20 protein-coding genes are annotated in these 26,743 nt (G+C 37.0%); 14 read left to right on the top strand and 6 right to left on the bottom strand.

The genetic code is table 11. The features are described from left to right. Positions 1-185: 185 nt before the first annotated feature. Positions 186-938, bottom strand: coding sequence for a nucleotidyltransferase family protein (locus tag ACT6XC_RS08385; protein WP_443741472.1), 753 nt, complete (start codon positions 936-938; stop codon positions 186-188). Beyond that, a complete protein-coding gene (locus ACT6XC_RS08380) occupies positions 939-2,114 on the bottom strand; it encodes a GHMP family kinase ATP-binding protein (protein ID WP_443741471.1) in 1,176 nt (391 codons plus the stop codon). Between the two features lie 29 nt (positions 2,115-2,143). On the opposite strand from ACT6XC_RS08380, the gene ACT6XC_RS08375 reads away from it, so the two are divergent. The 7 genes from ACT6XC_RS08375 to ACT6XC_RS08345 all read left to right on the top strand — a co-directional run bounded on the left by ACT6XC_RS08375 (position 2,144) and on the right by ACT6XC_RS08345 (position 14,651). Next, positions 2,144-3,160: a glycosyltransferase gene (locus ACT6XC_RS08375; protein WP_443741470.1), complete on the top strand. Its 1,017-nt coding sequence runs from the start codon at positions 2,144-2,146 to the stop codon at positions 3,158-3,160. A gap of 73 nt (positions 3,161-3,233) precedes the next feature. Then, positions 3,234-6,011, top strand: a complete 2,778-nt coding sequence (yidC, locus tag ACT6XC_RS08370) for a membrane protein insertase YidC (protein ID WP_443741469.1) — start codon at positions 3,234-3,236, stop codon at positions 6,009-6,011. A 95-nt stretch (positions 6,012-6,106) separates the two neighbouring features. Further along, positions 6,107-8,077, top strand: coding sequence for an aminotransferase class I/II-fold pyridoxal phosphate-dependent enzyme (locus ACT6XC_RS08365; protein ID WP_443741468.1), 1,971 nt, complete (start codon positions 6,107-6,109; stop codon positions 8,075-8,077). A 100-nt stretch (positions 8,078-8,177) separates the two neighbouring features. Then, entirely contained in the window at positions 8,178-9,410 is a 1,233-nt protein-coding gene (locus ACT6XC_RS08360) for a CDP-glycerol glycerophosphotransferase family protein (protein WP_443741467.1), read from the top strand. Between the two features lie 180 nt (positions 9,411-9,590). Then, positions 9,591-12,290: a YidC/Oxa1 family membrane protein insertase gene (locus tag ACT6XC_RS08355; RefSeq protein ID WP_443741466.1), complete on the top strand. Its 2,700-nt coding sequence runs from the start codon at positions 9,591-9,593 to the stop codon at positions 12,288-12,290. Positions 12,291-12,296: 6 nt separating this feature from the next. After that, on the top strand, positions 12,297-13,544 hold the full coding sequence (locus tag ACT6XC_RS08350; protein WP_443741465.1) for a CotH kinase family protein: 1,248 nt from the start codon (positions 12,297-12,299) through the stop codon (positions 13,542-13,544). 48 nt (positions 13,545-13,592) lie between these two features. Further along, the gene (locus tag ACT6XC_RS08345) at positions 13,593-14,651 is read left to right on the top strand and encodes a glycosyltransferase family 4 protein (RefSeq protein ID WP_443741464.1); all 1,059 of its coding nucleotides are present in this window, start codon (positions 13,593-13,595) and stop codon (positions 14,649-14,651) included. 91 nt (positions 14,652-14,742) lie between these two features. Here the strand turns inward: ACT6XC_RS08345 and ACT6XC_RS08340 are convergent, their stop codons facing one another. Together ACT6XC_RS08340 and ACT6XC_RS08335 are read right to left on the bottom strand one after the other, a co-directional pair. Beyond that, the gene (locus ACT6XC_RS08340) at positions 14,743-16,923 is read right to left on the bottom strand and encodes a sodium-translocating pyrophosphatase (RefSeq protein ID WP_443741463.1); all 2,181 of its coding nucleotides are present in this window, start codon (positions 16,921-16,923) and stop codon (positions 14,743-14,745) included. A 100-nt stretch (positions 16,924-17,023) separates the two neighbouring features. Continuing rightward, positions 17,024-17,929: a TIGR01212 family radical SAM protein gene (locus ACT6XC_RS08335; RefSeq protein ID WP_443741462.1), complete on the bottom strand. Its 906-nt coding sequence runs from the start codon at positions 17,927-17,929 to the stop codon at positions 17,024-17,026. A gap of 266 nt (positions 17,930-18,195) precedes the next feature. On the opposite strand from ACT6XC_RS08335, the gene ACT6XC_RS08330 reads away from it, so the two are divergent. From ACT6XC_RS08330 to ACT6XC_RS08315, 4 genes are all read left to right on the top strand, one after another. After that, a complete protein-coding gene (locus tag ACT6XC_RS08330) occupies positions 18,196-19,311 on the top strand; it encodes a glycosyltransferase (RefSeq protein ID WP_443741461.1) in 1,116 nt (371 codons plus the stop codon). Between the two features lie 22 nt (positions 19,312-19,333). Then, entirely contained in the window at positions 19,334-20,404 is a 1,071-nt protein-coding gene (locus ACT6XC_RS08325; protein WP_443741460.1) for a glycosyltransferase family 4 protein, read from the top strand. Between the two features lie 66 nt (positions 20,405-20,470). Then, the gene (wbaP, locus tag ACT6XC_RS08320) at positions 20,471-21,892 is read left to right on the top strand and encodes an undecaprenyl-phosphate galactose phosphotransferase WbaP (RefSeq protein ID WP_443738649.1); all 1,422 of its coding nucleotides are present in this window, start codon (positions 20,471-20,473) and stop codon (positions 21,890-21,892) included. Further along, positions 21,893-23,491 (top strand): hypothetical protein, encoded by a 1,599-nt coding sequence (locus tag ACT6XC_RS08315; RefSeq protein WP_443741459.1) that lies wholly within the window; start codon positions 21,893-21,895, stop codon positions 23,489-23,491. Here ACT6XC_RS08315 and ACT6XC_RS08310 read toward each other — a convergent pair. Both ACT6XC_RS08310 and ispG read right to left on the bottom strand, forming a co-directional pair. Then, positions 23,488-24,579 (bottom strand): hypothetical protein, encoded by a 1,092-nt coding sequence (locus ACT6XC_RS08310; protein ID WP_443741458.1) that lies wholly within the window; start codon positions 24,577-24,579, stop codon positions 23,488-23,490. The two genes, ACT6XC_RS08315 and ACT6XC_RS08310, sit on opposite strands and share 4 nt — an antisense overlap. 39 nt (positions 24,580-24,618) lie before the next feature. Beyond that, entirely contained in the window at positions 24,619-25,719 is a 1,101-nt protein-coding gene (ispG, locus tag ACT6XC_RS08305; RefSeq protein WP_443741473.1) for a (E)-4-hydroxy-3-methylbut-2-enyl-diphosphate synthase, read from the bottom strand. 173 nt (positions 25,720-25,892) lie between these two features. Here ispG and ACT6XC_RS08300 point away from each other — a divergent pair, with 173 nt between their 5' ends. From ACT6XC_RS08300 to ACT6XC_RS08290, 3 genes are all read left to right on the top strand, one after another. Beyond that, a complete protein-coding gene (locus ACT6XC_RS08300; RefSeq protein WP_443738652.1) occupies positions 25,893-26,165 on the top strand; it encodes a type II toxin-antitoxin system RelB/DinJ family antitoxin in 273 nt (90 codons plus the stop codon). Next, a complete protein-coding gene (locus tag ACT6XC_RS08295; protein WP_443741457.1) occupies positions 26,166-26,498 on the top strand; it encodes a hypothetical protein in 333 nt (110 codons plus the stop codon). Positions 26,499-26,562: 64 nt separating this feature from the next. Next, positions 26,563-26,721: a hypothetical protein gene (locus tag ACT6XC_RS08290; RefSeq protein WP_443741456.1), complete on the top strand. Its 159-nt coding sequence runs from the start codon at positions 26,563-26,565 to the stop codon at positions 26,719-26,721. Positions 26,722-26,743 lie beyond the last annotated feature (22 nt).

Genomic DNA, 26,743 nt, shown 5'->3' with positions numbered 1-26,743 from the left:
CGCAAGTTTTTCCACAAAGGAAAGAAACCTTGTTGAATGGAAAATTGTGGAGGAGATAAGATAAAAACAGCCGAAATAGCGTCTGTTTTATCTTTAAAAGTTTGTGTTGCAAACTTTCTTATCATCGGTTGTTTCTCACTTTGTTGCGAAACAACAAAAAATAGCAAGCAGTATAATCTCGCTTTTTATTTAAAAAACACCTGTCTTGCTTCTTCAAGGCTTTCAAGATTTCCAATATCATGTCTTTTGCCTGTCATCTGCCAGGCATATACTGTCTTTTTGCTGCAAAACCATGAAATAAAATCTCCAGGCGCATCTGTTCCGCATGGAATTTTTCCATTTTCGTCTTTTGTACAAGCCTCTTTTATAAATGGCAAATCGTCTTTTGTGTAAACATAGAAAGGAGGAACTGCCCAATGGCTCTCTGGAATTGAAGGTTTTTCCTGCATTTTTAGAACTTTGTCATTTTCATCAATCACAGCGACACCAGTTCTGCTCAATTTTTCAACACTTTTTTCGTAATGACGCATTATGCACGGAGATTTTTTTTGTTCTGCATATTCAACAAAATTTTTTAGCGAAAAATCAAGTATATTATCACCTGCAAGAACTAAAATCTCTTCATTTACATTGCATTTTTCAATCGCAAACAGAATATCTTTTACTGCTCCTATGCGATTTTCATTTTCGGTCGAACCGTCATCAATTACAGTAACCTTATGATTAAAACTTCGGCTGTTTTTCCATTTTTCAAACTGTCTGACAAATTTGTGGTTTGAAACAATAATATGCTCATTGATATTTTCAAATTGGTCAATATCATCAATAAGACGGTCGAGAATTGTTTTTTCACCAACTTTTAGCAAAGGCTTAGGGAAATTTCTAGTCAAAGGATAAAGCCTGGTTGCATACCCGGCTGCAAGTATAATCGATTTCATTTAATTGATTCCATCCGCTGTTTTGCAAAAAATGATATTAAAAGTTGATTTTAATTCTGGAAAACTTTTTAAATATTCCGTACGAATTTTTTTTGCAATTTCATTTTTTTTCTCCGGATTTATAACCGCCATTGCGCAGCCATTAAAACCGGCTCCACTAAAGCGACCGCCGTAAATTCCGTCTGTATTTTCCATTATATTCTGTAAAACTTTTAATTCTTTACTTCCAGTCTCATATTTTTCGATAGAAGAACGTCCGCTTTCAAAAATCAATTTGCCAAATTCTTCCAGATTACCATTTTGAAAAGCCTTTACTCCTTTTTTTACACGTTCATTTTCAGAATAAAAATGTTCTGCTCTTTTTGCCCAGTTCGATGGAAGTTTATCTTTATATTGTAAAAAAATTCCGGCAGGAACATCGCGAAGATAAGTATCATTGAATTTTCCGTATTCAAGATGAGCAAATCCTTTTAATGCATAACTTGCAGCCTTGCATTCATCAACGCGCATATTATAAGCCGATCCGGCAAGTTTTCGATCAAGACCAGAAAAAATTATTGCGATTTCAAAATCCGGCATATTTTTAGGGATTTTGATAAGCTTAGCAGAATCTGTTTTTGTGTCGAGATACAAAAGATTGTTTTTTTTTGAAAAAACTTCGCAGCTTTGGTCAAGCTTTCCAACGTTTACACCAATAAAGTTTCGTTCTGTATCAATTGCAAGATTTACGAGTTCAACCGAAGTAAGGTTTATATCATTTACAAAAGCCAGTGATTTTAAATAAGTCAAAATTACACAGGCAGAAGAAGAAAGCCCTCCTCCTAAAACTTCTCCTGAAACAATTCCTTTTAGTCCTTTTGTCAGGGTGTATGATTTTTTTAACGCATAAGCAGCGCCAAAAAGATAATCGGCCCATATATACTGCCGTTCGTATTCTTCGTTTAAATTACCAATTGCAATGCCTTCAAAATTATCTGAATATACTTCAATTTCACAGTCTTCTGTTGCAAAAAATGAAAACTTGGTTCCTTTGTCGATTGCAAATCCTGTTACAAGCCCAAGCTGATGATCGACATGAGCGCCTAGAGGACAAACCCTATACGGACAGAAAAAATGAAATACATTTCCACTATTTTTTTCTTTTTCGATAAAAGTTTTTATTTCTTCTTTGGACATAATTGAATTATAACACTATAATCTAGAATATGAAATATGTTTATGTCTTAACGTCAACTACAAAAGATTTGTATTACGAACAGGCCTTGATTTCAGCCTATTCATTGCGAAAAAAAATGCCGAATTCTCAAATTATATTTATTGTAGACGACAACACAGAAAAGTCTTTTACAGAAGAAAATAAAAGACTTGCCTTAAAAAAATATGCTTCGCAAGTTATTTCAGTAAATTTTGATGAAAATATCCCAAACATAGACAGATCGCGTCTTTTGAAAACCTCAATCCCTGATTATATCGATGAAAGTTTTCTGTATATCGACTGCGACACAGTAATTTGTGATGATTTAAGCGAAATTGAAAATGAAAAAGCCATAACAGGCGGAGTTTTGGACGGTCATTGTCTGTTAAACGAGCATATCCATAAAAAATATTTTCTTGAACGTGACAAAAAATTAGGATTTTCTGGTACAAAAGAAGCTGGATATAACATAAACGGGGGGCTTCTTCTGGCAAAAGCTGATACACCAGAACAAAAGGAACAGACAAAAGCCCTGTTCAAAAAATGGAATGAACTTTGGAAATATTCTGCTTATAAAAAGCACGACAAACATGACCAGTCAGCGCTAAACGAAGCAAATTTTCAAACTGGATTAAAAATGCAGCTTTTAGACGGAAAATGGAACTGTCAGCTAAGCCATGGCGGACTTGTCTTTCTAAAAGACGCAAAAATAATTCATTATTACTCAAGCGAATTTTCTGGAAAAAGTTACATTCCTTATTACAAACTTGCAGATAAAAATGTCCTTCAAAAAATAAAGGAATTCGGTGACATTCCAGAAGAAATAAAAGAGATGATTGATAATCCAAAATTTCAATTCAACGAAGTTCAGCTTATAAACGACCAGCGCATTGTAAGCATAATGCAGTCGCCATTACTTTTTACGCTTGCAGATTTGAAGGCTCACTGCCCTCATTTTTTCAACATGCTAGAAGGAATTTGTGCAGGACTTAGAAAATTTGCAAAATCGTTAAAAAAAATTCATTAATTAGCATCTAAGAATTTTTCTACTGCTTAGAATTATTGTAAATCAAAAGCATTTGTAGTAAACTAGCAAAACTATGTTTTCAGCACTTTACAATATTATTATTCTTCCGCTTAATACTCTTCTTGAGTTTTTTTATCAGTTTATTTTTGAAGCGACATCCAATCCTGGAATTGCGGTTATCGGTCTGAGTTTTGTTGTGACGCTCTGTACTCTTCCACTTTATATGGTTGCCGAAGGATGGCAGGAAAAAGAGCGTGAGACGCAAATTATGCTCAAACCTGGAATTGAAAGAATTAAAAAATTCTTCAAAGGTGATGAGCAGTATATGATTTTGAACACTTTTTACCGCCAAAATCATTACAGCCCGATTATGGCTCTGCGTTCTAGTTTTAGTCTTTTGATTCAGGTGCCTTTTTTTCTTGCTGCTTATCATTTTCTTTCCGACCTTGGAACCTTAAAAGGCGTTTCCTTTCTTTTTATCAAAGATTTTGGTTCTCCAGATGAAACTTTTCATATCGGAAACTTTGCCGTAAACATTCTTCCAATCGCAATGACTTTAATTAACTGCGTGTCTGGATACATCTATTCAAAAGGTCATTCTGCAAAAGAAAAAATCCAGATTTATGCTTTTGCGGCGATTTTTCTTGTCGTGCTTTACAATTCTCCGGCGGGACTTGTCGTTTACTGGACGATGAACAACATTCTCTCGCTTGTAAAAAACATTTTCTACAAGTTAAAAAATCCAAAAAAAGTTCTCTATATAATTTTGTGTCTTTTTGCTGCTTTCTGTATAGTTTCGCCTTTTACGGTTTTAGCTTCTTCAAAAAATGGCTTTAAAAAAGTAATTTTTGTTTTGGGGATTGTTCTTCCTTTAATTCCATTTGCGGTAATCAGAATGGCAAGATTGACAGACCGATCTTTTAAAATTCTGGAAACAAATAAAAAACTTCGCTCTTCTCTTTTTATTTTTTCGGCAATTGCGCTTGCTTTTCTTTCGGGACTTGCAATTCCGTCCACTATTATGGAAAGTGAACCGAATAATTACTGTTTTGTTGACAGCTATTCTTCTCCTTTTATTTTTCTTTCTACAACTTTTTTTCAGGCTGTAGGATTTTTTATTTTGTGGCCAAGCTGTTTTTATGCACTTTTTTCAGTGAGAATTAAAAAAATTCTTACAGTTCTTTTTACGGCAGGGGCTTTTATTGCCGTTACCAACACTTTTATTTTCGGCGGACATTATGGTCCTGTAGAAGCCTGGCTTGAGTTTATGCAGCCACAGGTGTTTACTCCTAAAGTAAACGAAATTATTCTGAATCTGACTGTGCTTCTTGCAATTTTTGCAGGATTCGTATTACTGCTTTCAAAATTTCCGAAAATTGCACATTCCCTTTCTGTAATTTTAATAATTTCTCTCGGTGCTGTTTCTCTAAAAAACATCGCCTCAATTCAAAAAGCCTACAAAAATCTTGCAGTTCCTGCATACAACAATGAACTTGAACCGATTTTTTATCTTTCGAAAACTCATAAAAACGTTCTTGTCATAATGCAGGACAGGCTTTTTAATCCGTATATCCCATATATTTTTGATGAACTTCCAGATTTAAAGCAAAAATTTGATGGATTTGTAAACTATCCGAATACGGTTTCGATGGGAAAACTTACAATGATTGGAACTCCAGGGCTTTTCGGCGGTTACGACTACACTCCACATAGAATGAACGAACGTGCGCTTGAAGAACCTCAAAAAACTCTTCAAGACAAACACAACGAAGCCATGCTGACTCTTCCTCTTATTTTTACAGCGAACGGCTACAGGGCACAGGTTGCAAACCTTCCTTATGAAAACTATCTTGAACAGCCAGAAAGCAATATGTATTTAAAAAATCTTGATCTGGAACGAAATGGAATTCAGCTTGAATCGGCTTCTGATCCGAACATAAATCCTTATACCGTAAAATATGCTGGTCACGAAGAAATTCAGCATAATCACGTTCTAGGAACTTACACAAACTATTGGTATGCACGGCACGGAATGGAAAAAGAACCGTACATCAGCACAATGATTTTCAGAAACTTCATTTGGTTTAGCTTCTTTAAGATGGTTCCTCCAGTTATACGGGGGGGGGTATACCATAGAAAATACTGGCTTTCTTACAACAAATGGGACAATTCTGCCAGATTTGTAGACAACTATGCAGTAATCGATTATCTGCCGGAACTTACTAAAGTTGACGAAGGAAAAGGTTCTTTGATTCTTCTTGACAACGAAGCAACACATGAACCGACTGCTCTACAGGCGCCAGAATACGATTTTAGAAAAACTAATGATATTACAAATAAAGGAAACAGCCCGCTAAAAAATGAGGATGCTTTCAGCACAAGTTGCGGAATCTTCAACCGGCTTTCTGAATTTTTTGATTATATGAAAGAAAACGGAGTTTACGACAACACAAGAATCATAATTGTTTCTGACCATGGTTCTTTCAGTAAAGGAGCAAAAACAAACCTGCCAAAACCTAAGGGGCTTAAGATGAGTCCGCAAAATTTTGTCGCATCTCTTTTGGTAAAAGATTTTAACTCCCACGGAGAAATAAGAGACGACTACACTTTTATGACAAATGCAGATACACCTTATCTTGCAACAAAAGATGTCATTGAAAATGCAGTTCATCCTTTTACGAATAAACCGCTTAAAGTTGAAAACAAAAACGATTACACCATTTTAAATAATGCGCCTGCTCAAAGTACTAGAATCAGAAAAGAAAAGGCTTTCAGCGTAAAAGACAGCGAATGGTTTACTGTAAAAGATGACGTTTTTAAGGAAGAAAACTGGGGACAGTTCAAAAAATAAGTAGTGTATATTTTTAACGAAAATGTATGCTATAATTACATATTAAAATAAACAAAAACGAATAAAACGATAGATTTACAGGAGTATTTTTTTATATGACAGAAATTGAATTTGACTATCTTATGGCAACCCGTCGAAAGGAAGACACTGCTTCTTTTAATAAGGATACGGTTCTTGCCTGCGAAAAGGCTGGCTGGGTTAAAAACGGCAAGGTTACAGATGACGGAATGGAAGCTCTTGCTCCTTATAAAGTTGACAATGCAATTATTATGGCGGCAGGACGCTCTAGAAGATGTATGCCTCTTTCAAATTATCTTCCGAAAGGACTTTTTGAAATCAAGGGCGACACAATGGTTGAACGCCAGATTAAGCAGCTTCACGACGCTGGAATCAAGCAGATTGTCCTTGTTGTAGGATACCTAAAAGAACGCTATTACGAAATGGCAAAAAAATATCCTGACCTCATCGTAATCGATAATACAGAATGGGAAGAAAAAAACAACATGTCTTCTCTCTATGCGGCAAAGGACTATCTTAAGGCTTCTTATGTCTGCTGTTCTGACAACTGGTTTGCTCACAACGTTTACCGCGATTATGTTTACGACTCATACTATGGTTGTCTTTATTCGGATGAATTCTGTAACGAATACTGCGTAAAAGGCCTTGATGACCGCGGTTACATGACTGAAGTAAAAAAAGGTGGCGAAAAATCATGGTACACAATCGGCGAAGCATTCTTTTCTAAATCGTTCTCTAAAAAATTTGTCGATTTAATGGTAAAAGAATACTACGATCCAGAAATGAAGTACATGCTCTGGGACGACTTCCAGATTAAACATATCACAGAACTTTTGATGAAAATAAAGCGCTATGACGATGCAGAATGTAAGGAATTCGACACGACAGAAGATATTCTCCAGTTCTACCCTAATTTTAAGGACTTTATCGATCAGTTTTTTCAGGAAGATGAACTCATAAATTCAACACAGAGAATCAGCTATCTTTCAAACTATTCTGACATAAAACAGTATTCGGTTGTGGCGACAGAACAACTTACAGGTCGCATGCATGTAAACGAAAACCTTTTCGGACCAAGCCCGAAATGCCTTGAGGTTTTGCACAACGCAACAATGGAAGATTTGTACCTTTACGATCTTACTCGCGAAGATAACCTTGCAGTGGAAATTTCAAAAATCACTGAACTTTCTACTGATTCTGTGTTTATTCACTCAGGCTCTTCGGATGTAATCAAGACAATCATGACGATTGTTCTCAACAAGGACGATACAGTTTTGATTTCGGCTCCAGCCTGGAATTATTATAAATCAGTCTGCGAGCTTTGCCATGCAAAGGCTGCATATTACAACGTTGTTCCTGGAACAGATTCGTACGAATTCGACACCGAAAATCTTCTCGAAACTGCAAAAAAGACAAAACCGAGGATTATCGTGATTACAACTCCTCACAACCCGACAGGAGCTGTAATAAGCCGTACAGACCTTGAAAAAATAATCAAGGAAAATCCTTCTTCCCTCGTAATCGTTGACGAAGCATATCTTGGACTTTCGACTGTAACTTACGACGCAAAATATTTTCTCAACGCATACAACAACGTAGTATTCTGCCGTACATTCTCAAAACTTTACGGACTTGCAGGAATTCGCATGGGATATGGACTTTGCACACCGATGGCAAAACAAGTTTTCAAACTCGATTTGAATCCTTTCCGCACTTCAAACATCGGACGGAAAGTCTGCATTGCGGCTCTTCAAGACAAAAAATACTATTCAGACCTCACAAAAACTATTATCAGCCTAAAAGACGAGTTTATTTCGGAAATCAACAAGATAAAGGGAATCAAGGCTTTCAAATCTGCCGCAAACTTCATCTTTATCCATTTTGACGACTCAATTGATGTTCAGGCGCTCAAAGACAACCTCGCTTCAAACGGTTACCTTGTAAGGCTTTGGACTGAGGGCGGACACCTTTCAATGCGCATTACAGTCGCACCAAAACCGGACATGGACAAGGTTTTGGAATTGATTAAGGACTTCTGCGAAAAATAAAATTAAGGGAGATGAAATGAATTTGTCCGAAAAAATGTGTAAAAATAAAACTTTTTAGCGCGTAACTTTCGGACAATTCAGTTCTATAAAATAGCAAACTATGACATTTTTACCGCTTTATATCGATCCAGGCACAGGCTCAATGCTCTTTTCAATTTTGATTGGAGCGTGTGCAACACTGTTTTTTTTGGCAAAGGCATTCTGGCTTAAACTTAAACTTTTCTTTACTGGCGGAAAAGGACAGAAACTCGATAAGGCTTACAAAAAATATGTAATCTATTCGGAAGACAAACGTTACTGGAATATTTTTAAGCCAATTCTTGATGAATTTGAAAAACGAAAGATTGAAATTACATATTACGTAGCAAACGATAAAGATCCTGTTTTCGAAGAAAAATTCGAATTTGTAAAACCTGAAGTAATCGGCGAAGGCAACAAGGCTTTTGCAAAACTCAATATGCTTTCTGCAGGCTTTGTTCTTATGACAACGCCTGGTCTTCAAGTTTACCAACTCAAACGCAGTAAAAACGTAAAGCATTATTCTCACATTTTCCACTCTCCTGGCGACCCTACAATGTACCGTCTTTTTGGAATTGACTATTTTGATTCAGTTTTGTGTACTGGCGACTATCAATTTGAAGACATACGCGAAATGGAAAGACAGAGAAAACTTCCTGCAAAGCAGCTTGTTACAGTCGGCTGTACTTATCTTGATGTTTTTAAAAAACGAATGGAAGAAATTCCTGCCGAAGAAAATCATCAGTTTACGGTTTTGGTTTCACCTTCGTGGGGAAAATCAGCACTTCTCTCTCTTTACGGAAAAAAACTTCTTGATCCGCTCGTTGCGACCGGCTGGAAAATTATTATTCGTCCGCATCCTCAGTCAAGAATTTCTGAAGCGCAGATGCTTTCTGAACTGGAAGAAGCATACAAAGGTGTTCCGAACGTTGAATGGGATTCTAACCGGGACAATTTCTATTCGCTAAAAAAAGCGGACATCATGATTACGGACTTTTCCGGAATTATCTGGGACTACACATTTCTCTGCGATAAACCTGTTATGTACGCAAATGCGGAAATGGAACTCGGTCCTTACGACGCTTACGATATTGACCACGAAATCTGGCAGTTTTCCACAGTTAAAAAAATCGGCATAAAAATCGAAGAAAAAGATTTTGCCAATATCAAAAATGTAATTCAAAATGCAAGCGATTCTCCGGAACTTGCCGTAGCACGAAAAAAGGCACGCGACGAAGCATGGATGCACATTGGAGAAGCTGGAAAACGCACTGCGGATTTTATGATTCAAACAATGGAAAAAATTGAAAAATAGAGAGAGATTTATTGAACTTGCTGGTGTAAAAAAATGACTGGCAATTCATTCAGCAATCAAGTGTAAGATAAAAACAGCCTAAAATGGTGTCTGTTTTTATCTTTAAAATTTTGCGTTGCAAACTTTCTTATCATCTGTTGTTTTTCACTTCGTTATGAAACAACTTATGGGAGCACTGTCATGGTCTTGGACCTGTTTTTTAACCTTCTTATCTACCCTCTTAAGCAAGTCATTGAATTTTCATTTTCGCTTTTTTTTCACGTATTTAAAAATCCTGGAGCGGCGATTCTCGGTGTAAGCCTTGCCGTTACGATTTTGTGTCTTCCGCTTTATATTGTTGCGGAAAAATGGACGGATTTTGAACGCGATATTCAAAAAGATCTGGAACCTGGCATAAAAAGAATAAAAAAATTCTTTAAAGGCGATGAACAGTACATGATTCTTACGACATTTTACCGTCAGAACCATTATCATCCGATTATGGCGTTGCGCTCAAGTTTTAGTCTTTTGATTCAAATTCCTTTTTTTCTGGCCGCATACTCATATTTAAGCCATCTGTCGCTTCTGCAGGGCCATTCGTTTTTTATTTTGAAGGATTTGGGAAAAAATGACGCTCTTTTTTCTATCGGCTCTTTTACCATAAACGTGCTTCCTGTTTTAATGACCCTGATTAATTGTGCTTCCGGCTTTGTCTACACAAAAGGTCATTCTTTAAGGGAAAAACTTCAGGTCTACATTATGGCAGCTCTTTTCTTAGTTGTACTTTATGATTCTCCGAGCGGACTTGTTCTTTACTGGACTCTGAACCAGGTTTTCTCTCTTACAAAAAATATTTTTATGAAGCTTAAAAATCCGCTCAAAGTTTTTTTCTGCTGTGTTGCCGCCGCAATTCTCTTTTGCGATTTTTATCTTATTTTTATGCATCCGGGAAGTTTTAAACGAAGAATTTTAATGGCTGTTGTAATTTCGTTCGTTCTTCTTGCCCCGATTTTTGTAAAAGCAGTTTCTCGTCTTATTGACAGAGTGCTCTACCCTCTTCTAAATGATTCAAAATCCCGCGGAATTCTATTTTTTAGTTCTGCAATCGGACTTTTCTTACTGACAGGACTTTTTATTCCTTCAAGCATTATAAGTTCTTCTGTAATTGAATTTTTTAATATAGACAACTTAGGCTCGCCAGTCTGTTTTGTACGCAACACACTAGTTCAGTCGTGCGGCCTTTTTTTAGTATGGCCGACATTTTTATATTTTCTGTTTAACAAAAGAATCCAGACTGCTTTTGCAGGACTTTCTTTCGTCTTGTTTGCAGGCGCTCTAATTAACACTTTTATTTTTGTCGGACACTACGGAACTTTAACAAGAATGCTCACGTTCTCAGAAAACATTGCAGGAAGAGTTTCTTATTCTGCAATTATAGCAAACCTTGTGGCAATTGCAGTTCTTATTGTTGCCTCGGTCTTTGCAATAAAATATAAATTTTCCGGCATTTTGCAAGGAATTTCTGGAATTTGCTGCATTTCACTTTTTGCGGCTGGAATTTTTTATACAAAATCAATAAAAACCGATTACGAAAAAATTGCTTCAACTTACAATCCAGAAAATGCCGAAGAAGTTAAACCTGTTCTTCATCTTTCAAAAGATAAGCAAAATGTCGTTCTTTTTATGCTCGACAGGAGCGAAAGTGCCTATCTTTCTTCAATTTTTGAAGAAGACCCGTCTTTAAAAGACATTTTTACAGGCTTTACCTATTATCCAAACACTATTTCTTACGGCGGACATACGATTATCGGTGCACCTCCTCTTTTTGGTGGCTATGAATACACTCCAGAGGAATTTAATAAACGAAGCAACGTTTCAAAACTCACAAAAAACAACGAAGCTTTAAAAGTTCTTCCGAAGATTTTTGGTGAACAGCTCGGCTACAACGTTACAATTACAGACACTTCCTGGGCAAATTACCAGTGGATTCCAGACATGAGCATTTTCCAGGGAATGAAAAACGTTACACCGCTTTCGCTCGAACACACTTACACAGGAATTTGGATGGATTTGAACAAAGACAAGATAAAGCAAAATCTTGTAAGTTCTTCAATCAGGCGCAACATGCTTTGGGTTTGCTTTTTTAGAATAAGCCCTGCTATTTTCCGCGATGCAATTTACGACGATTCAAAATGGTGGAGCACGGACGAAGAAAGCGGAGATATTCAGGAATTTATCGATTATTATTCGGCTCTCTACTTTTTGCCACAGTTAACGGATTTTGAAAGCGATAAACCGGCATTTTTGAACATTACTAACGACAGCACGCATTCAGGTTTTGAGCTTAATCCGCCTGACTATGTTCCTGCAACTAAAATTACAGGAAAAGGTGTCGGTAAATACGCAAAACTTTCAGGCTACAGCGCAAATGTCGCTTCATTCAAACTGATTGGAAAATGGATAGAACTTCTCAAACAAAACGGTGTCTATGACAATACAAAAATCATAATCGCCGCCGACCATGGAATTGGTCAGAGAAAAATCGTACAAGACCTTTACAATGGAACTTTGGAAGACGGATTCATAATGGATCATTTAAACCCAATGCTTTTGCTAAAAGATTTTGGAGCCGAAGGCGAAATAAAGACGGACACTTCGTTTATGACAAATGCAGATGTTCCGCTCTTACTGCTGCGCGGTCTTGTCGAAAATCCTGTAAATCCGTTTACAGGAAAACAGATGAACGATTCAATCAAAAAAGAAAAAGGTGCTGTTGTAACAACAAACTCTACATGGTCGCCAGATCAGCACAGTTCAAACACCTTTTCTATAAAAGATGATGAATGGTATACTGTTAAAGACAATATTTTCGACATAGCAAACTGGAAAAAAGGCAAATAAGCGTTTATGTTCAAAAAAAATTCTGCACGGCTTTACATTTATCTTTTGGTTCTCTCGCTTCTTATGATTGGTTTTGTCTTTATGTCTGGCAAAAATCAGATTACAAAGGAGCGTGTATTTGATTGCGGGCTGCCTGTCATGTTTATCGAAACAGACGGCGAAAAACGAATAAAATCAAAAGAACAATATGTTGATGCAGATTTTTTTATTTACGAGAATTACAACTCTTATGAAAATTCAAAAGGCTCAAAATACATGGGAAAAATCCGCGGAAGAGGAAACACAACTTGGACTTTTCGTAAAAAGCCGTATCTTGCAAAACTACAAGAAGAAAGCAGCATACTAGAAATGCCAGCCGCGCAGAAATGGACAATTCGTCCTTTTATGACTGACAAATCGAAAGTTCGCGACGCCTATGCAACTTTCATTGCTGCAAAAATCTTAAACAGCGGAGTCTGGACTCCGTCTTTCAAATTCGTAAATCTCTACCTGAACAATAATTTTTCAGGACTTTACTGCATCTACGAAAAAGTTGAACAGGGAGAAAACCGGATAAAACTTCCAGAAGGCAGTTTTATTTTTGTAGTAAACTCAAGAATGAACAAAGAATGGAATTTCCGCTCAAACCAGGGAGTTCCGTTCAGTCTAGTAGACAATTACGTTCCAGAAAACAAATTCTTATATGAAAAAGGAATTCTCCAGTCAATCGAAGACCAGATTTATCTTTCTGACAATTCAAAAGTATTTGATTTTATCGACAAAGATTCGTTTGTTGACTGGTATCTTATAAGCGAATTTTCCAAAAACCGCGACTCAAATTTTATGGCGAGCTGTTTTATGTATTTTGACTCTCAAAAACAAAAGCTCTTTATGGGACCAGTTTGGGATTTTGACATTGCGTTCGGCGGAAGCCACATGGACAAAAACTATCTTCCAGAAGATTCCTGGATAAATAAATTTCACTGGTACAAGGAATTATGGCGAAATGACGAATTTAAAAGCGCCGTAAAATACCGCTGGAACGAAAAAAAAGAAGAACTTAAAAACTCATTCAGTTATATGAATACTCTTGCAGAAAAACTTTCTCCTTCGGCAGAAATCGACGATTTGGTTTGGCGTACGCTCGGAAGAAAGCAGTGGCCTCACACACCAGGTTATAAAAAGCGAAAAACTTACGATTCCGAAGTGAATTACGTCCTCGACTGGTGCGGAAAGCGTTACGAATGGATGGATTCTTTTATAAACTCTCTTTAAAATTCATTGGGAAAAAAATACAATCGCACGCAGACAGATGGAGGAAAAATGATTTTAATTAACGGAAATTTTCTCTGCCGGAATTTGACAGGAATTGAACGGTTTGCCTGGGAAGTCTGCTCAAAAATGGATCAGATTCTAGACAAAAATGACGACATAAGGCTCTTAGTTCCAGCAAATGCAAAAAAAATTCCAGACTTAAAAAAAATCAAAATAGAAAAATCCACAAAACAAATAAAGAGTTTTCCTATTTGGGACATGTGGACTTTTGCCCTTGCCTGTAAAAACTTCAAGGCAACCGCACTAAATTTTTCAAACACAGCCCCACTCGGAAAATTATGCGGACTTTCTTTTTTGCACGATATTTACGCAAGAGCTTATCCGAAAGATTTCGTTTCGTTAAAAGACCGGCTCATAAAAATTTACAGTCTTTTTTCGTACCACAACATTACAAAAAATGCAAAAATCGTGCTTACAGTTTCGGAATTTGCAAAAAACGAAATTCAAAAAGCCTACAAAGTCCAGGACAAGAGAATAAAGGTTATTCCGAACGGCTGGGATCACTTTAGGGGTTTATCGGCAGACAACAAAATTTTTGAAAAATTCGGGCAGTTAAAATCAAAAGAATTTTATTTTACGCTTGGTTCTCTTTCCAAAAGAAAAAATCTCAAATGGATTGCAGAATATGCAAAAAAACACGAGGACGAGACTTTCGCAGTAAGCGGAAAAGCAATTTCCGGGCTTGTTCCTCCTGAACTTGAAGCTCTAAAAAATCTTAAAAACGTCGTTTTGCTCGGCTACGTAACCGATGGAGAAGTAAAAGCCCTTATGGAAAAATGCAAGGCTTTCGTTTTTCCATCTTATTATGAAGGTTTTGGAATTCCGCCGTTAGAAGCTCTTTCGTGCGGAACAAAAGTTGTTGTTTCAAACAGGGCAAGCCTTCCAGAAATCTACAAGAATTCTGCCGTTTATATTGATGCAGACAGTACAGACTGCAATCTGACAAAACTTCTAGAAAAAAAAGTGGATTCTCCTCGAAAAATTCTTGAAAACTATACCTACGAAAATGCCGCTAAAAAACTGCTCGAAGCAATAAAAAGCCTGTAAATCTTCATCGCTTACCAAAATGAAAAAGAAAGTGGTGTGCTCAATACAAAACGTATTAAGTACACCACTTTCTTATAAAATTTTATGAAAATTATTTAAAAATAAAGTTCCAAAGGTTGTATTCTGCAAAAACAGATACTGCAACGAGAGAAACCGTAGACATAATTTTAATAAAAATATCCATACAAGGACCAACAGTGTCTTTGAGAGGATCGCCTACAGTATCGCCAACAACTGCCGCATCGTGAACAGTGTCATAGCCTTCTCCGCCTTTTTTTATTCCTTCAAGGCCACCCTGTTCAATAAATTTCTTGCCATTGTCCCAAGCGCCGCCTGCATTTCCTGTAAAAATCGCAATCATAATTGAAGCAATTGTTGAGCCGATAAGAATACCACCGACAAAATACGCGCCAAAAAGAAGGCCGGCAACAACAGGAATTACAACAGCCATCAAAGCAGGAACTTTCATCTGGCCGATTGAACCTTCCGTAGAAATTTTAATACAACGATTGTGATCAGGATCTTCTTTTCCTTCAAGAATAGCTGGATGTTCTTTAAACTGACGGCGAACTTCTTCTACCATTTTTCTGGCAGCAACGGCAACTGCATCAATAAGCATGCCAGAAAAGAAGAAAGGCAGAGCGCCACCGACAATTGCGCCGGCAAGAGTCATAGGCTCCATAATATTCAATGTAGGAAGACCGTTTGCGCCAACAGATTCGCCTGGAAGAGAATACATATAAGAAAGCATGAGGGCAAGGGCTGCAAGTCCGCCAGAACCGATTGCAAATCCCTTGCCGATTGCAGCAGTCGTATTGCCAACAGCATCGAGGGTATCTGTAATTTCGCGAACACCTTCTGGGAGCGCACTCATTTCCGCAATACCGCCAGCATTGTCAGAAATAGGACCATAAGTATCTACAGAAACTGTAAGCGAAACAAAAGAAAGCATACCCATTGCAGACATAGCAACGCCATAAAGCCCTGAAGTATAATAAGCCACAATAATGCCGATTCCAAGAACAACACAAGGAGCCATACAAGAACGCATACCAAGCGCTAAACCAGAAGTAATAGTCAGGGCTGGACCTTCTTTAGAAGAAGCGGCAAGAATTTTTGTAGGTTTGTAATCTGAAGATGTATAAAATTCTGCAAGAGTGCCAATCAAAATTCCTGCAATAATACCAACAGTAGCTCCAATCCATGGAGAAAGCGCGCCGAATTTAAATCCGAGTTTTTCAAAATCAACTTTGCCAGTTCCAAAAAGTTTGTATGAAAGAACTGCGCCAGCAACCATTGTAAGAGCCGCACCGACATAAGTAGCGCCGTTGAGCTGATTGTGAACTTTTTTTGATTTTGAAAGGTTGCGTACAAGAAGCGAAGCAACACCGACAACACAGGCAATAAGTCCGACAGCTGCAAAGGTGAGCGGGAATGTATACAATGCAGAAAGGGAATCGCCACTTACACCTGTCTTGATGATAAGGTTGTATCCAAGAGCAATTGCGGCAACAATTGAAGCGACATAAGATTCAAGAAGGTCAGAACCAAGCCCGGCAACATCGCCAACGTTATCGCCAACGTTATCAGCGATTGTGGCAGGATTGCGAGGATCATCTTCTGGAATGTGAGCTTCTGTTTTTCCAACAAGGTCAGCCCCCATATCAGCAGCTTTTGTGTAAATTCCTCCACCAACACGGTTAAACATGGCAACCATCGAACAACCAAGAGCATAACCGGTTAAAACGTTAGGAAATCTTACAAGGGAGATTTTTGTAAGCCAGGCAGGAACAGCTTCTGTTGAAGAAATCCAACCGAATGCATAGCCAAAAACAATTACAACAATTGAAAGCCCCAAAAGAGCAAAGCCTCCAACACAAAGTCCCATAACAGAACCGCCACGGAATGCAACTTTTAAGGTCTGTCCGATATTTTTAGTTTTATTTGCTTCGTTTGTAACGCGAACATTTGCGTAAGTAGCAATCTTCATGCCGACCATACCTGCAAGCGCAGACATTACAGAACCGATAAGAAGTGCAACTGCAACATACCAATCAAGCGCAAAAAATACGATTACAGCAACGATTAAAACAACAATTGCAAGAATGCGATATTCGATGTTGATAAAAGTATTAGCACCACCACGAATATAAGATGCAATTTTCTGCATCAATTCATTTCCTTCTTCAAGATTTTTTACCTTAAAGAAGTTGAAAACTGCATAAGCCAATGCAAAAAGTGCGGCAAAAAGCAGAAAGACGGAAAGTGTCATTTTTTTACTCCAATTTTTTTTGAATTCCTTATAAATAAGGTAATAAAAATGATAACAAACAATTTAAAAATTGTATCAACAGTATTTTTGTACAATTCCGTCATCGGTTTATTAAAATTTTATTTGCATAGTTCAATACACTTTTTTTATTTAAAGCCCACTGAGGAGCAATGGCAATTTTCTTTGGAGGATCTCCTGTAAAGCGGTGAATCACGGTTTTTTCCGGCATTTTTTCAAAAGCAAGCTTTAGAATTTCAAAATATTCTTCCATTCTTATGCATTCAAATTTTCCTTCAGCAAACATTTTTTCAAGAACAGTGTTTTTTACGACATAAAGATTTGTAATTTTAATTCCAAAAAAGTTTTCTTCTGTAAAATTATCCAACACGAAATCTACGCTTTTAAGCATATCAGATCTTTTTTCTCCAGGGAGCCCGAATATCAAGTGGGTTACTATATGAGCATCTGGAATTTCCTTTTTCAGCAGGGAGACCGCATTTTTATAATCATCATTTGTGTAGCAACGGTTTATAATTTTTCCAGTCTGCTCGCAAGAAGTCTGAAGACCAAGTTCAATTTGAACAAAAAATTTTTGTGAAATTTGCTTAAGCAACTCGACTATTTGGAAAGAAAGACAATCTGGCCGGGTTGCAATCGCAAGTCCGCAGACGTTTTTGAATGAGAGGGCTTCCAGATAAAGCTCCTTTAATTTTTCAAAATTTCCATAAGTTGAAGTAAATGACTGAAAATACGGTAAAAAAAGAGCTTTATTTTTTCCGCTTCGTCCATGGGCTTTTTTTTCGACAAGGCAAACACCTTCTTCAAACTGTTTTTTTAGATAAACTGAATTTTCGATAAAATCACCGCTTCCACTTTGGCTGCAAAAAATACAGCCGCCAGTTCCCTTTGTTCCGTCGCGGTTTGGACAGGTGCAATGAGCATCAAGGGCAATTTTATAAACTTTACAGCCGAATTTATTTTTATAAAAATCAGAAAGAAAAAACATGGCTTATTTTAATACAAAATTTGAAAGTATGCAGAAAAAAAACACCTAACGCCTAAAAAACGGTCATAGCCCCGATCGCACGAAAAGACCGGACGAGCGAAAGCGAAGGAGGACTTGCAGAAAGAGCGGGTTAAAAGAAAAACAAAAGGCAGATTTTTTTTCTTTTTCTTAACAAAAAAGTGCGCTCCAAAATAAAAAACTAAAAGAATTGACGACTTTTTTTTTATTTTATGCTAGGATTTTGTCTTACAGTTTACGGAGGTTTTATGTTCCGAGTTGCGATTGTTCATGACTGGCTTGTAAATTATGGTGGTGCTGAACGCGTCGTTGAGGCTTTTTTGAAGATTTATCCTGACGCTGATATTTTTACGCTTGTTTACGACGATAAAAAAATGGGGAAAATTTTTCCTAAAGGAAAAGTTCACACTTCTTTTGTGCAGAAAATTCCTTTGGCATCTAAACTTTATACAAAAATGCTGCCGCTTATGCCGAAAGCGTTTGAAAATTTTGATTTTTCTTCGTACGATCTTGTTCTCTGTTCTTCTTCAAGCTGCGCAAAAGGCGTAATAACTCCTCCTTCTGTTCCGCACCTTGCCTATATTCACACTCCGATGCGATATGCCTGGGATCAGTTTTTTGAATATCAAAAACGTTCTAAAAAAATTGTTGCGTTTTTCATGAATAAATTTATGCCTTCTATAAGACTTTGGGATTTTGTTTCTTCGCAAAGAATTGATTCTCTGATTGCAAATTCAAAATATATTCAGCGCAGAATAAAAAAATATTGGAATCTCGACAGCAAGGTAATTTATCCTCCTGTAGATACTGAAAGACTTTGTCCAAATGCTCTTGAGCCTGAAGATTTTTATGTAGTTTTTAGCCGTTTTGTTCCGTACAAGAGAATTGATCTTGCAATTTCTGCCTGCGGAGAACTCGGACGCAAACTCGTTGTAATCGGCGGCGGAAGTCAGGAAAAGGAACTCAAGGCTCTTGCCGCAAAATACAAGGGTGCGGACATAAAATTTACCGGTCGAATCAGCGACAGCGAAGTTCAGGATTATCTTATGCGGTGCCGGGCGATGATTTTTAGCGCCGAAGAGGATTTTGGAATTATTCCTGTTGAAGTTCAAGCTTGTGGCAGACCGGTAATTGCCTTTGCAAAGGGGGGCTCGCTCGAAACTGTAATAGACAAAAAAACTGGAGTTTTTTTCAAGGAACAAAAAACAGAAAGCGTTATGCAGGCGATTAAGGAATTTGAAACCCTTGAAAAACAAAAATGTTTTAATCCGACAGAGATTTCTTCTCATGCAAAAAGTTTTTCGACAGAACGTTTCTGTGCCCAAATTAAAGACGAAATTGAACAGACTTTAAAAAAGTTTTAGTTCTTGTTAAGGAAAATAAAAAATGTTAAGAATTGCAATTGACTGCCGCATGATTGGTTCAGGAGGAATCGGAACTTTTATTTCTGAGCTTATTCCGTATTTTCTAGAAAACAACGAATGTCTTTTAATCGGCACTCACGAACAGTGTATGCCTTTTGTGCGCATGCAAAATGTTGAATTTTGTTTTTGCGACATTCCGTGTTTTTCGCTCAAAGAAATTTATTCTTTTCCAAAAGAAATCATCAAAAAAATAAACTCATACCAGTGTTATTTTTCGCCGTACTGCAATGTTCCGTCAGGAATAGCCGTGCCAGTTTTTACGACAATTCACGACATTGTATTTCTTGATGTTCCAGAACTTACGAGTTTTATCGGAAGACTTGCCCGAAAATTCTTCTATCAGCGCGCTGTCAATCTATCAAAAACTGTCTTTACGGTTTCGGAATTTTCTAAATCAAGGATTCTGGAAAAACTCAACTGCAAAAAGCCTGTTGATGTTGTCTACAATTCTTTTCCATCGTATTTGGCAAATAAAAACGAAACTCCGCCTCAAAAAACAAATTCGATTCTTTTTGTCGGCAACATAAAAAAGCACAAGGGGCTAAAAACGCTTTTGGACGCTTTTGAAAAAGCCTGCGGCAAAGGGTTAAAATCAAAACTCGTGATCGTTGGAAACAAGGACAATTTCCGCACTGGCGATGAAGAAACGGTTCAGAGGCTCGAAACTTTTTCTGAAGACAAGGTTCAGTTTACAGGAAAAATTTCAAACGAAAATTTAAGAGAACTTTATGAATCATCTCTGGCTTTGGTTCAGCCGTCTTTATACGAAGGATTTGGGATTCCCCCTCTAGAAGCCATGGTTTGCGGAACGCCTGCAATTATTTCGGACATTCCTGTTTTTAAGGAAATTTACAGTGGTTTTCCTGTTGTGTTCTTTAAAAGTGGCGATAGCCAGGAACTTTGCGAAAAACTGCTCGAAATTGAAAAAAATCCTGCAAAAATTGAGCTCGGCGAACTGAAAGAAAAATATTCATACAAACGTTCGGCAACCTTGATTACACAAAAGATAACTTCTGTTATTAAAACAAATTAACCCAGTTTTAATACATTTGTAACTTAATAGACTAGACGAAGTTATTTTTATATAATAAAACTTGCTATGACCGAAAAAGAATACCTTACCTATTTTAATCAAAAATATTGGAAAACAAGTTCATTTACATCAGGATTTGCTCTCGCCATAATTGACTGCCTTATGATTATGCTTTCCATAGGAGCATCATTCTTTATAATAAACCTCATCAACCATTCGTGGATAAACTTTCGGTCATTCATAACATACTGGATTTACCTTCTTCCGATGATTTCTGTTTTTTATGCAGCAGGGCTTTATCCAGGAATTTCGCTTCCGCCGGCAGATGAAGTTAAAAAATTTGCAATCTGCTCGTTTTTTGTTTTTACAGGAATTGCTCTTTCTATTACAGTTGAAGAAGCCGATGATAAATGGCCGATTGTCGTTGCATTTATCCTTGCAACGCCTTTTGCCCTTGTTTTTCTTCCATGTGGACGCGAACTTGCAAGACATCTTTTAAAAAACACAAAATGGTTTGGTGTTCCTGCCGTAATAATGCTCTGTGGCCAAAAAGACTATTTTATCGTAGACCGTCTTTTGAACAGAAAAGACCTTGGTTATAAACCAGCGATAATTTTAGACAGCAAGGCTTCTGAAAATTCGCTTTACAAAGACATTCCAGTCTACAAACCTTCAAGGGAACTTGACTGCGTAATAAGACAAACTGGAATAAAAGTCGCAATCATCATTGACTGGGAAGAAAATTTCGACCTGATAAATTCATACTTCCGTTATACGATTACAATTCCTGACGCACAGGCACTCAACACCCTTTCGGCAAACGTCCGTGATTTTGGAGGAATTCTTGGTTTTTCTTCGACTCACAATCTTACAAAAAAACTGAGTATCTTTATAAAACGCATTGTCGACATTTTTTTGCTGCTTCTCGCTTCTCCACTGATTATTCCGGTTATTCTGATTACTGCAATCTGCGTAAAAGTTTCAAGTCCTGGTCCTGTTTTTTATGGACACAAAAGAGTCGGCAAAAACGGAAAAGAATTCAAATGCTGGAAATTCCGTTCAATGGTCGTAAACGCAGACAAAATGCTCGATGAAATATTAAAAGATCCGGTTATGGCGGCAGAATGGGAAAAAGACCGGAAATTCACAAATGATCCGCGCGTAACTAAAATCGGAAAATTCTTAAGAAAAACCAGTCTTGATGAATTTCCTCAGTTTTTTAATGTACTTACAGGAGAAATGAGTTTTATTGGACCGCGTCCAGTCACAACACCCGAACTTGCTAAATACGGCGACAAGGCAGAGCTTATTTTAAGCGTTCAACCGGGATTAAGCGGAATGTGGCAGATTTCTGGTCGTTCAGATACAGGCTACGAAGAGAGAATCACCTTGGATTCTTATTATATTCAGAACTGGTCTGTATGGCTTGATATTTGGATTATAATAAAGACCATTTACATCGTTATAAAAGGAAAAGGTGCTTACTAAATGAAACGTTCGGCTTCGCTCATTTTTACTTCTCTTCTAGCATTAAGTTCTTTGGCAGCAGAAAAATACAGAATCAATCAGGTAAATTACGATATTACAGGAATTACAAAGCCATACGCCCTTGAAAAAAACATTGAAATTGACAAAAAAAGAATTTTTGAGAATTACGATGACCTGCATTCATATATCGAAAATATAAAACAGCTTTTTGCAAACGAACGAAACATTGAATCCACTGTTATTTATGCAAAATACGACGCTGTTCCAGACGAAGATGAAGTTGTAAACGTTGCACTCAATATTTTAACCCAGGATTCAAAGCATTTTTTAATGGTTCCTTATCCTAAATACAATTCAAATGATGGTCTTGTATTAAAATTAAAAGCAAAAGACACCAATTTTCTCGGCACTCTCGAAACTTTGGATTTAGACTTTAATTTTTCCTACGAACCAAAAGACAGCGACACAGACACAAGCGATTATAACTCTATCTTTGGCATAAACTTAAAATACGATTATCCGTTTAAGATATGGGTTCTCGATTCAAAATGGAAAAACAGTTTTAGCTTTGATTACACGCTCGGAAAATCAAAACCAGAATTTTCTTACAGCACAGGATTCGTTTTTGAACTTCCTTTCGAAAATTTTTCTTTACAGCTTGACTTAACCCAGGGAATTGAACGCAATTTTGACTATACTGAATACGATGATGAACTGTTTTTGACAGAAGGAGCAACTCTTTCACTTCCATATAAAATTGCAAAAATTGACAACTTTGGAGATGTAAATTGGGGACCATACGTTTCTTATGACTGCTATTGGGACAAAAATGGCATAAACAAGGAAAACGAAGATCTTTCAAGCCCTACTCTGAAAGTCGGACACTCGGCTTCGACAGGTCGCGTAAACTGGCATGAAAATTTCCGCGATGGAGTTGACCTTTCTTTTGACCAGTATGTCGGCTACAACTTCCAAAAAGAAGAATATATTGCAACGCTCTCAGGAACAGTTTCGCTTTACAAATCTTTTAACAATCGGATCGGAATCAATTCAAGATTCTACGGTTTTTATAACTACAATCAAAATACACAGATTGGCTCTTACCTCCGTGGAATCCGCGACGACCAGCGCTATAAAACCGATGTTTGGGAAGCAAAAGGCTTTTCTGGAGAACCGCAAAAAGCGCTCAGCACTCAGGCAGCAATTGTCGGAAACATAGACATTCCAATCCGCATTCTAACAACAGACTGGAATGAATTCAATAAATTCTGTTTTGGTGAAAATTCGTGGCTTACAAATCACTTAACCTGGATGCGTTATTTTGATTTTGAAATGCACATTTCGCCGTTTTTCGACTTTGCATTTGCAGACAATCTTATTACAGGAAAGACATTTGCAATAAAAGACGGATGGTATGGCGCAGGTCTTGAAGTTCTCGTATATCCGGCAAAATGGCGAAGCCTTGTTGTACGTGCAAGCGCAGGAATTGACGTTGGAAGAAAAATCATAAAGAAAGCTGTGTCAAAACTTATTGACGACTCATGGCGAAAAAATGTTTCTGCACTCGAAATTTCAATTGGAATCGGACTCTTCTACTAAAAACCGATGTTTAACTGACTGGCAGAAAGAGAGCGGTAATATGAATCTGGAACCGAATCTGCCATTACAGAATACAGGGCTTGTGCGAAAATAATATTTCCATTTGCACCAGCTCTTTTTGCAAGTTGATAAAAAACATTCCAGACATCGTTTTTCTGAGCCCAAAAAAGTATTTCCTCGTATTTTTTACATTCCTCAAAAAAATTCCTAAGAGATGTGTATTTAAACTGAGAATTTCTCTGTTCTATCGCAGTTAAAATATGGGTAAAAGACTCGACTGCCGACAATGCAGAACATTCAAGCGCCTTTTTTGATTCTTTTCGTGTTTCGTACAAATCTCCCAATTCAGACAAGGCCATAAGTGAATATTTTGAATCCGCTCTATAAAGAAGAAAAATTCGGTCAACATTTTCTTTTTTATCAACAGAAATTGCTTTTGCAATTGATTTTTTCATCAATTCATTCTTAAAAAATTCATCGCTGTTCAAAATTAAAAGAAGAGTTTTTTCAAATTTTTCAAAATCGCTATTTATTTTTGCAATAAAACCAATCGAATACAAAATTTCATACTGAACGTCAGAAACATCAAGATAATCTTTTTCGCTGTAGGCGCGCTCATAAAAAGAAAGCGCCTGTTCATATTCCCCTTCAACCTGATAGATTTTTCCAGTCAAATAATCTGCTTCAGGATAAACATTTCGTTCTTTTAGCCAATCAAGCATATTATGAATGCTGTCTTTATAGTAAGAGCTTCCGTAAAGTTTTAGGTATTTTTCAATTATGTCGACAGCTTCTTTCTGTTCACGCTCTTTTAAAACCTTAAGGACGGCAGGAAATTCATCTCCTGCCCTTCTTACCTGAGCCGGAGAAATAGCCTTGTCCAAAACATTAAACTCGTTTTCCGCCTCATTTTTTCGACTAACAAAAGCCTCCCTTGCAAATTTAAAGGCATCTCCGTAATGTCCAGAATCAAAGCACACCTGAGCCTGCTCTAAAATTCTCCAGGATTTTTCAGAATAACTTACGCAAAAAACTGATGTACAAAAACTGAGGAGAATACAGAAAGATAACAAATATTTTTTTGTCATAAAACATCCTTTTTTTTGTGCAAAGTTCACAAACGGCAGCTAAAATTCATTTAAAAGTTTTTCAAAAACTTCATCGGCTTTTTCAATATCTACAGTTTCAACAATCATGCCTTTTTTAAAAAGAATTGCTTTTCCACCGGCACCAGCAATTCCAAGATCTGCGTGCTTTCCCTCGCCAGGTCCGTTTACAACACAGCCCATAACTGCGACAGTAATGTCTTTTTTCATAGAAAGAAGCTTATTTTGCCAGCGCTGCATAAAACCATGTACATCAAAACCAAGACGGCCACAACGAGGACAACTTACAAGTTTTATTCCGCCCTGTCTTTTTCCACATTCACGCAAAATCTCAAGTCCAGTAATTACTTCATTTTCTGGAGATGACGATAAACTTACGCGGATTGTATTTCCAATTCCCTCTTTCAAAAGATGGCTGAATGCAAGTGTCGACTTTACAACACCAGTAATAAGAGGACCTGCTTCTGTAACTCCAACATGCAAAGGAATCTCAAAACGACGAGCAAAATCTTCGTTTGCATCGATTGTTTCCTGAACAGAACTTGCCTTCATACTCACAATAAATTGACTGAAATTCAATTCATCAAAAACGGCGGATTCTCTTGCGGCAGTTTCGCTCAAAGCAAGCGCACGGCTCATTTTTCCAAGGTTAACCTGTTCCGCTAAATCATGAGGCAAAGAACCTGTATTTACACCAATTCTAATTGCAGTTCCTGTATCACGACAGGCTTTTACAACATCTTCCACACGATCTCTAGCACCGATATTTCCAGGATTTATTCGGATTGCACCGACAGGTCCTTCAAGACACTTTAATGCAAGTCTGTAATCAAAATGAATATCTGCAACAAGAGGCATAGTCGAAACACGGCAAATCTGAATAAAACTTTCCGCGCTTTCCATGTCTGGAACAGCAAAACGAATAATATCACAACCTAAAAGCTTCAAACTGTTTATCTGCTGTACAATTTTTTCAATTTTCTGAGGATTATCTTTTACATCTGTAATCCCCTCTTTCCACATTGTTTGAATTGTAACAGGAGAATCTCCTCCGATTGTAATACGCTCTGTATTTTCATTGCCGCCTATATAAACTTCTCTAGTTTTCTTAAATTCGGCTATCTTAAAATCTTGTTTCATAGTTAAAATTATAATGTTAAGCTACAAAAATTGCAATTTAAGAAAAAATTATGAAAAATTTATAAACAAGAGAATTTAAATTTTAGTTTTACTGACCTTGATTTTATGGCATTTCAAATTTATAATGTAATTCAAACGAGTTACAAGGATGAGTTATGAGTAAAAATCAGGTACAGGTTAGAATTGACGAAAAATTGAAGACAGAGGCAACTGAAATTCTCAACAACCTGGGGCTGGATTTATCTTCAGCAGTCAGGCTTTTTCTTAATCGTGTTGTTATTGAACAGGGCTTGCCTTTTAAGATGTCATTGCCCTTGGTTTCGGAAACTTCTGTTTCTAATGAAATTGACTCAATAAGCAAAAATATGTTTGATCCGGTTTCATATCTTGATGACTATATTTTAACTCATAAAATAGGAGTGAATTAAATGAATTATATTCTCTGTCACAAAGATATAAATGTCCTTAATCTTGAAATTCTGAATGATGAAGTTTATGCAATAAATGAAATTTATAATGATGAACGTGTTCCCCTATTTCTAAAATCACAGAAAACTGTTAATAAAGTTACGGCTTTCAGGGAATGGTGGAAAGGACGCTGCATCCCCTCTTCCAGACAGAACCTTGATAAGTTTCTCTCTGAGATAGCAGGGCTTTCATTAAATTCACTCATAATTAAATCTATGGGATTAAGCCTCTCAGACCAGTATTGGATAAAGCCTGAAAACAGCCATTTGAAATGGAAAGACGTAAATTTTTAAAATAATTTCCGAAGACACAACACATAACAAAGACTTGGATAAAATTTCTTTTGCACTTACACAAATGACTTCAAAAGATAATAGGTATAAGAGAGTTTTAGACAATTATTTAAAAATCTTAAAACCAAAAGATGAAATTGAAATGGTTCAAAAAGTTATGGGTGATGTAAATCTAACTTATAAAAAGAATAGGACAAAAACAGGAGTTTCTATTTCTGATTAAAAATTTTAATCAGCTCTACCAG

The sequence above is a fragment of the Treponema berlinense genome, assembly GCF_052273165.1.
Lineage (GTDB): Bacteria > Spirochaetota > Spirochaetia > Treponematales > Treponemataceae > Treponema_D > Treponema_D berlinense_A.
The sequence above is the reverse complement of the archived record's forward strand: the minus strand, read 5'-3'. Positions and strand labels throughout refer to the sequence as shown.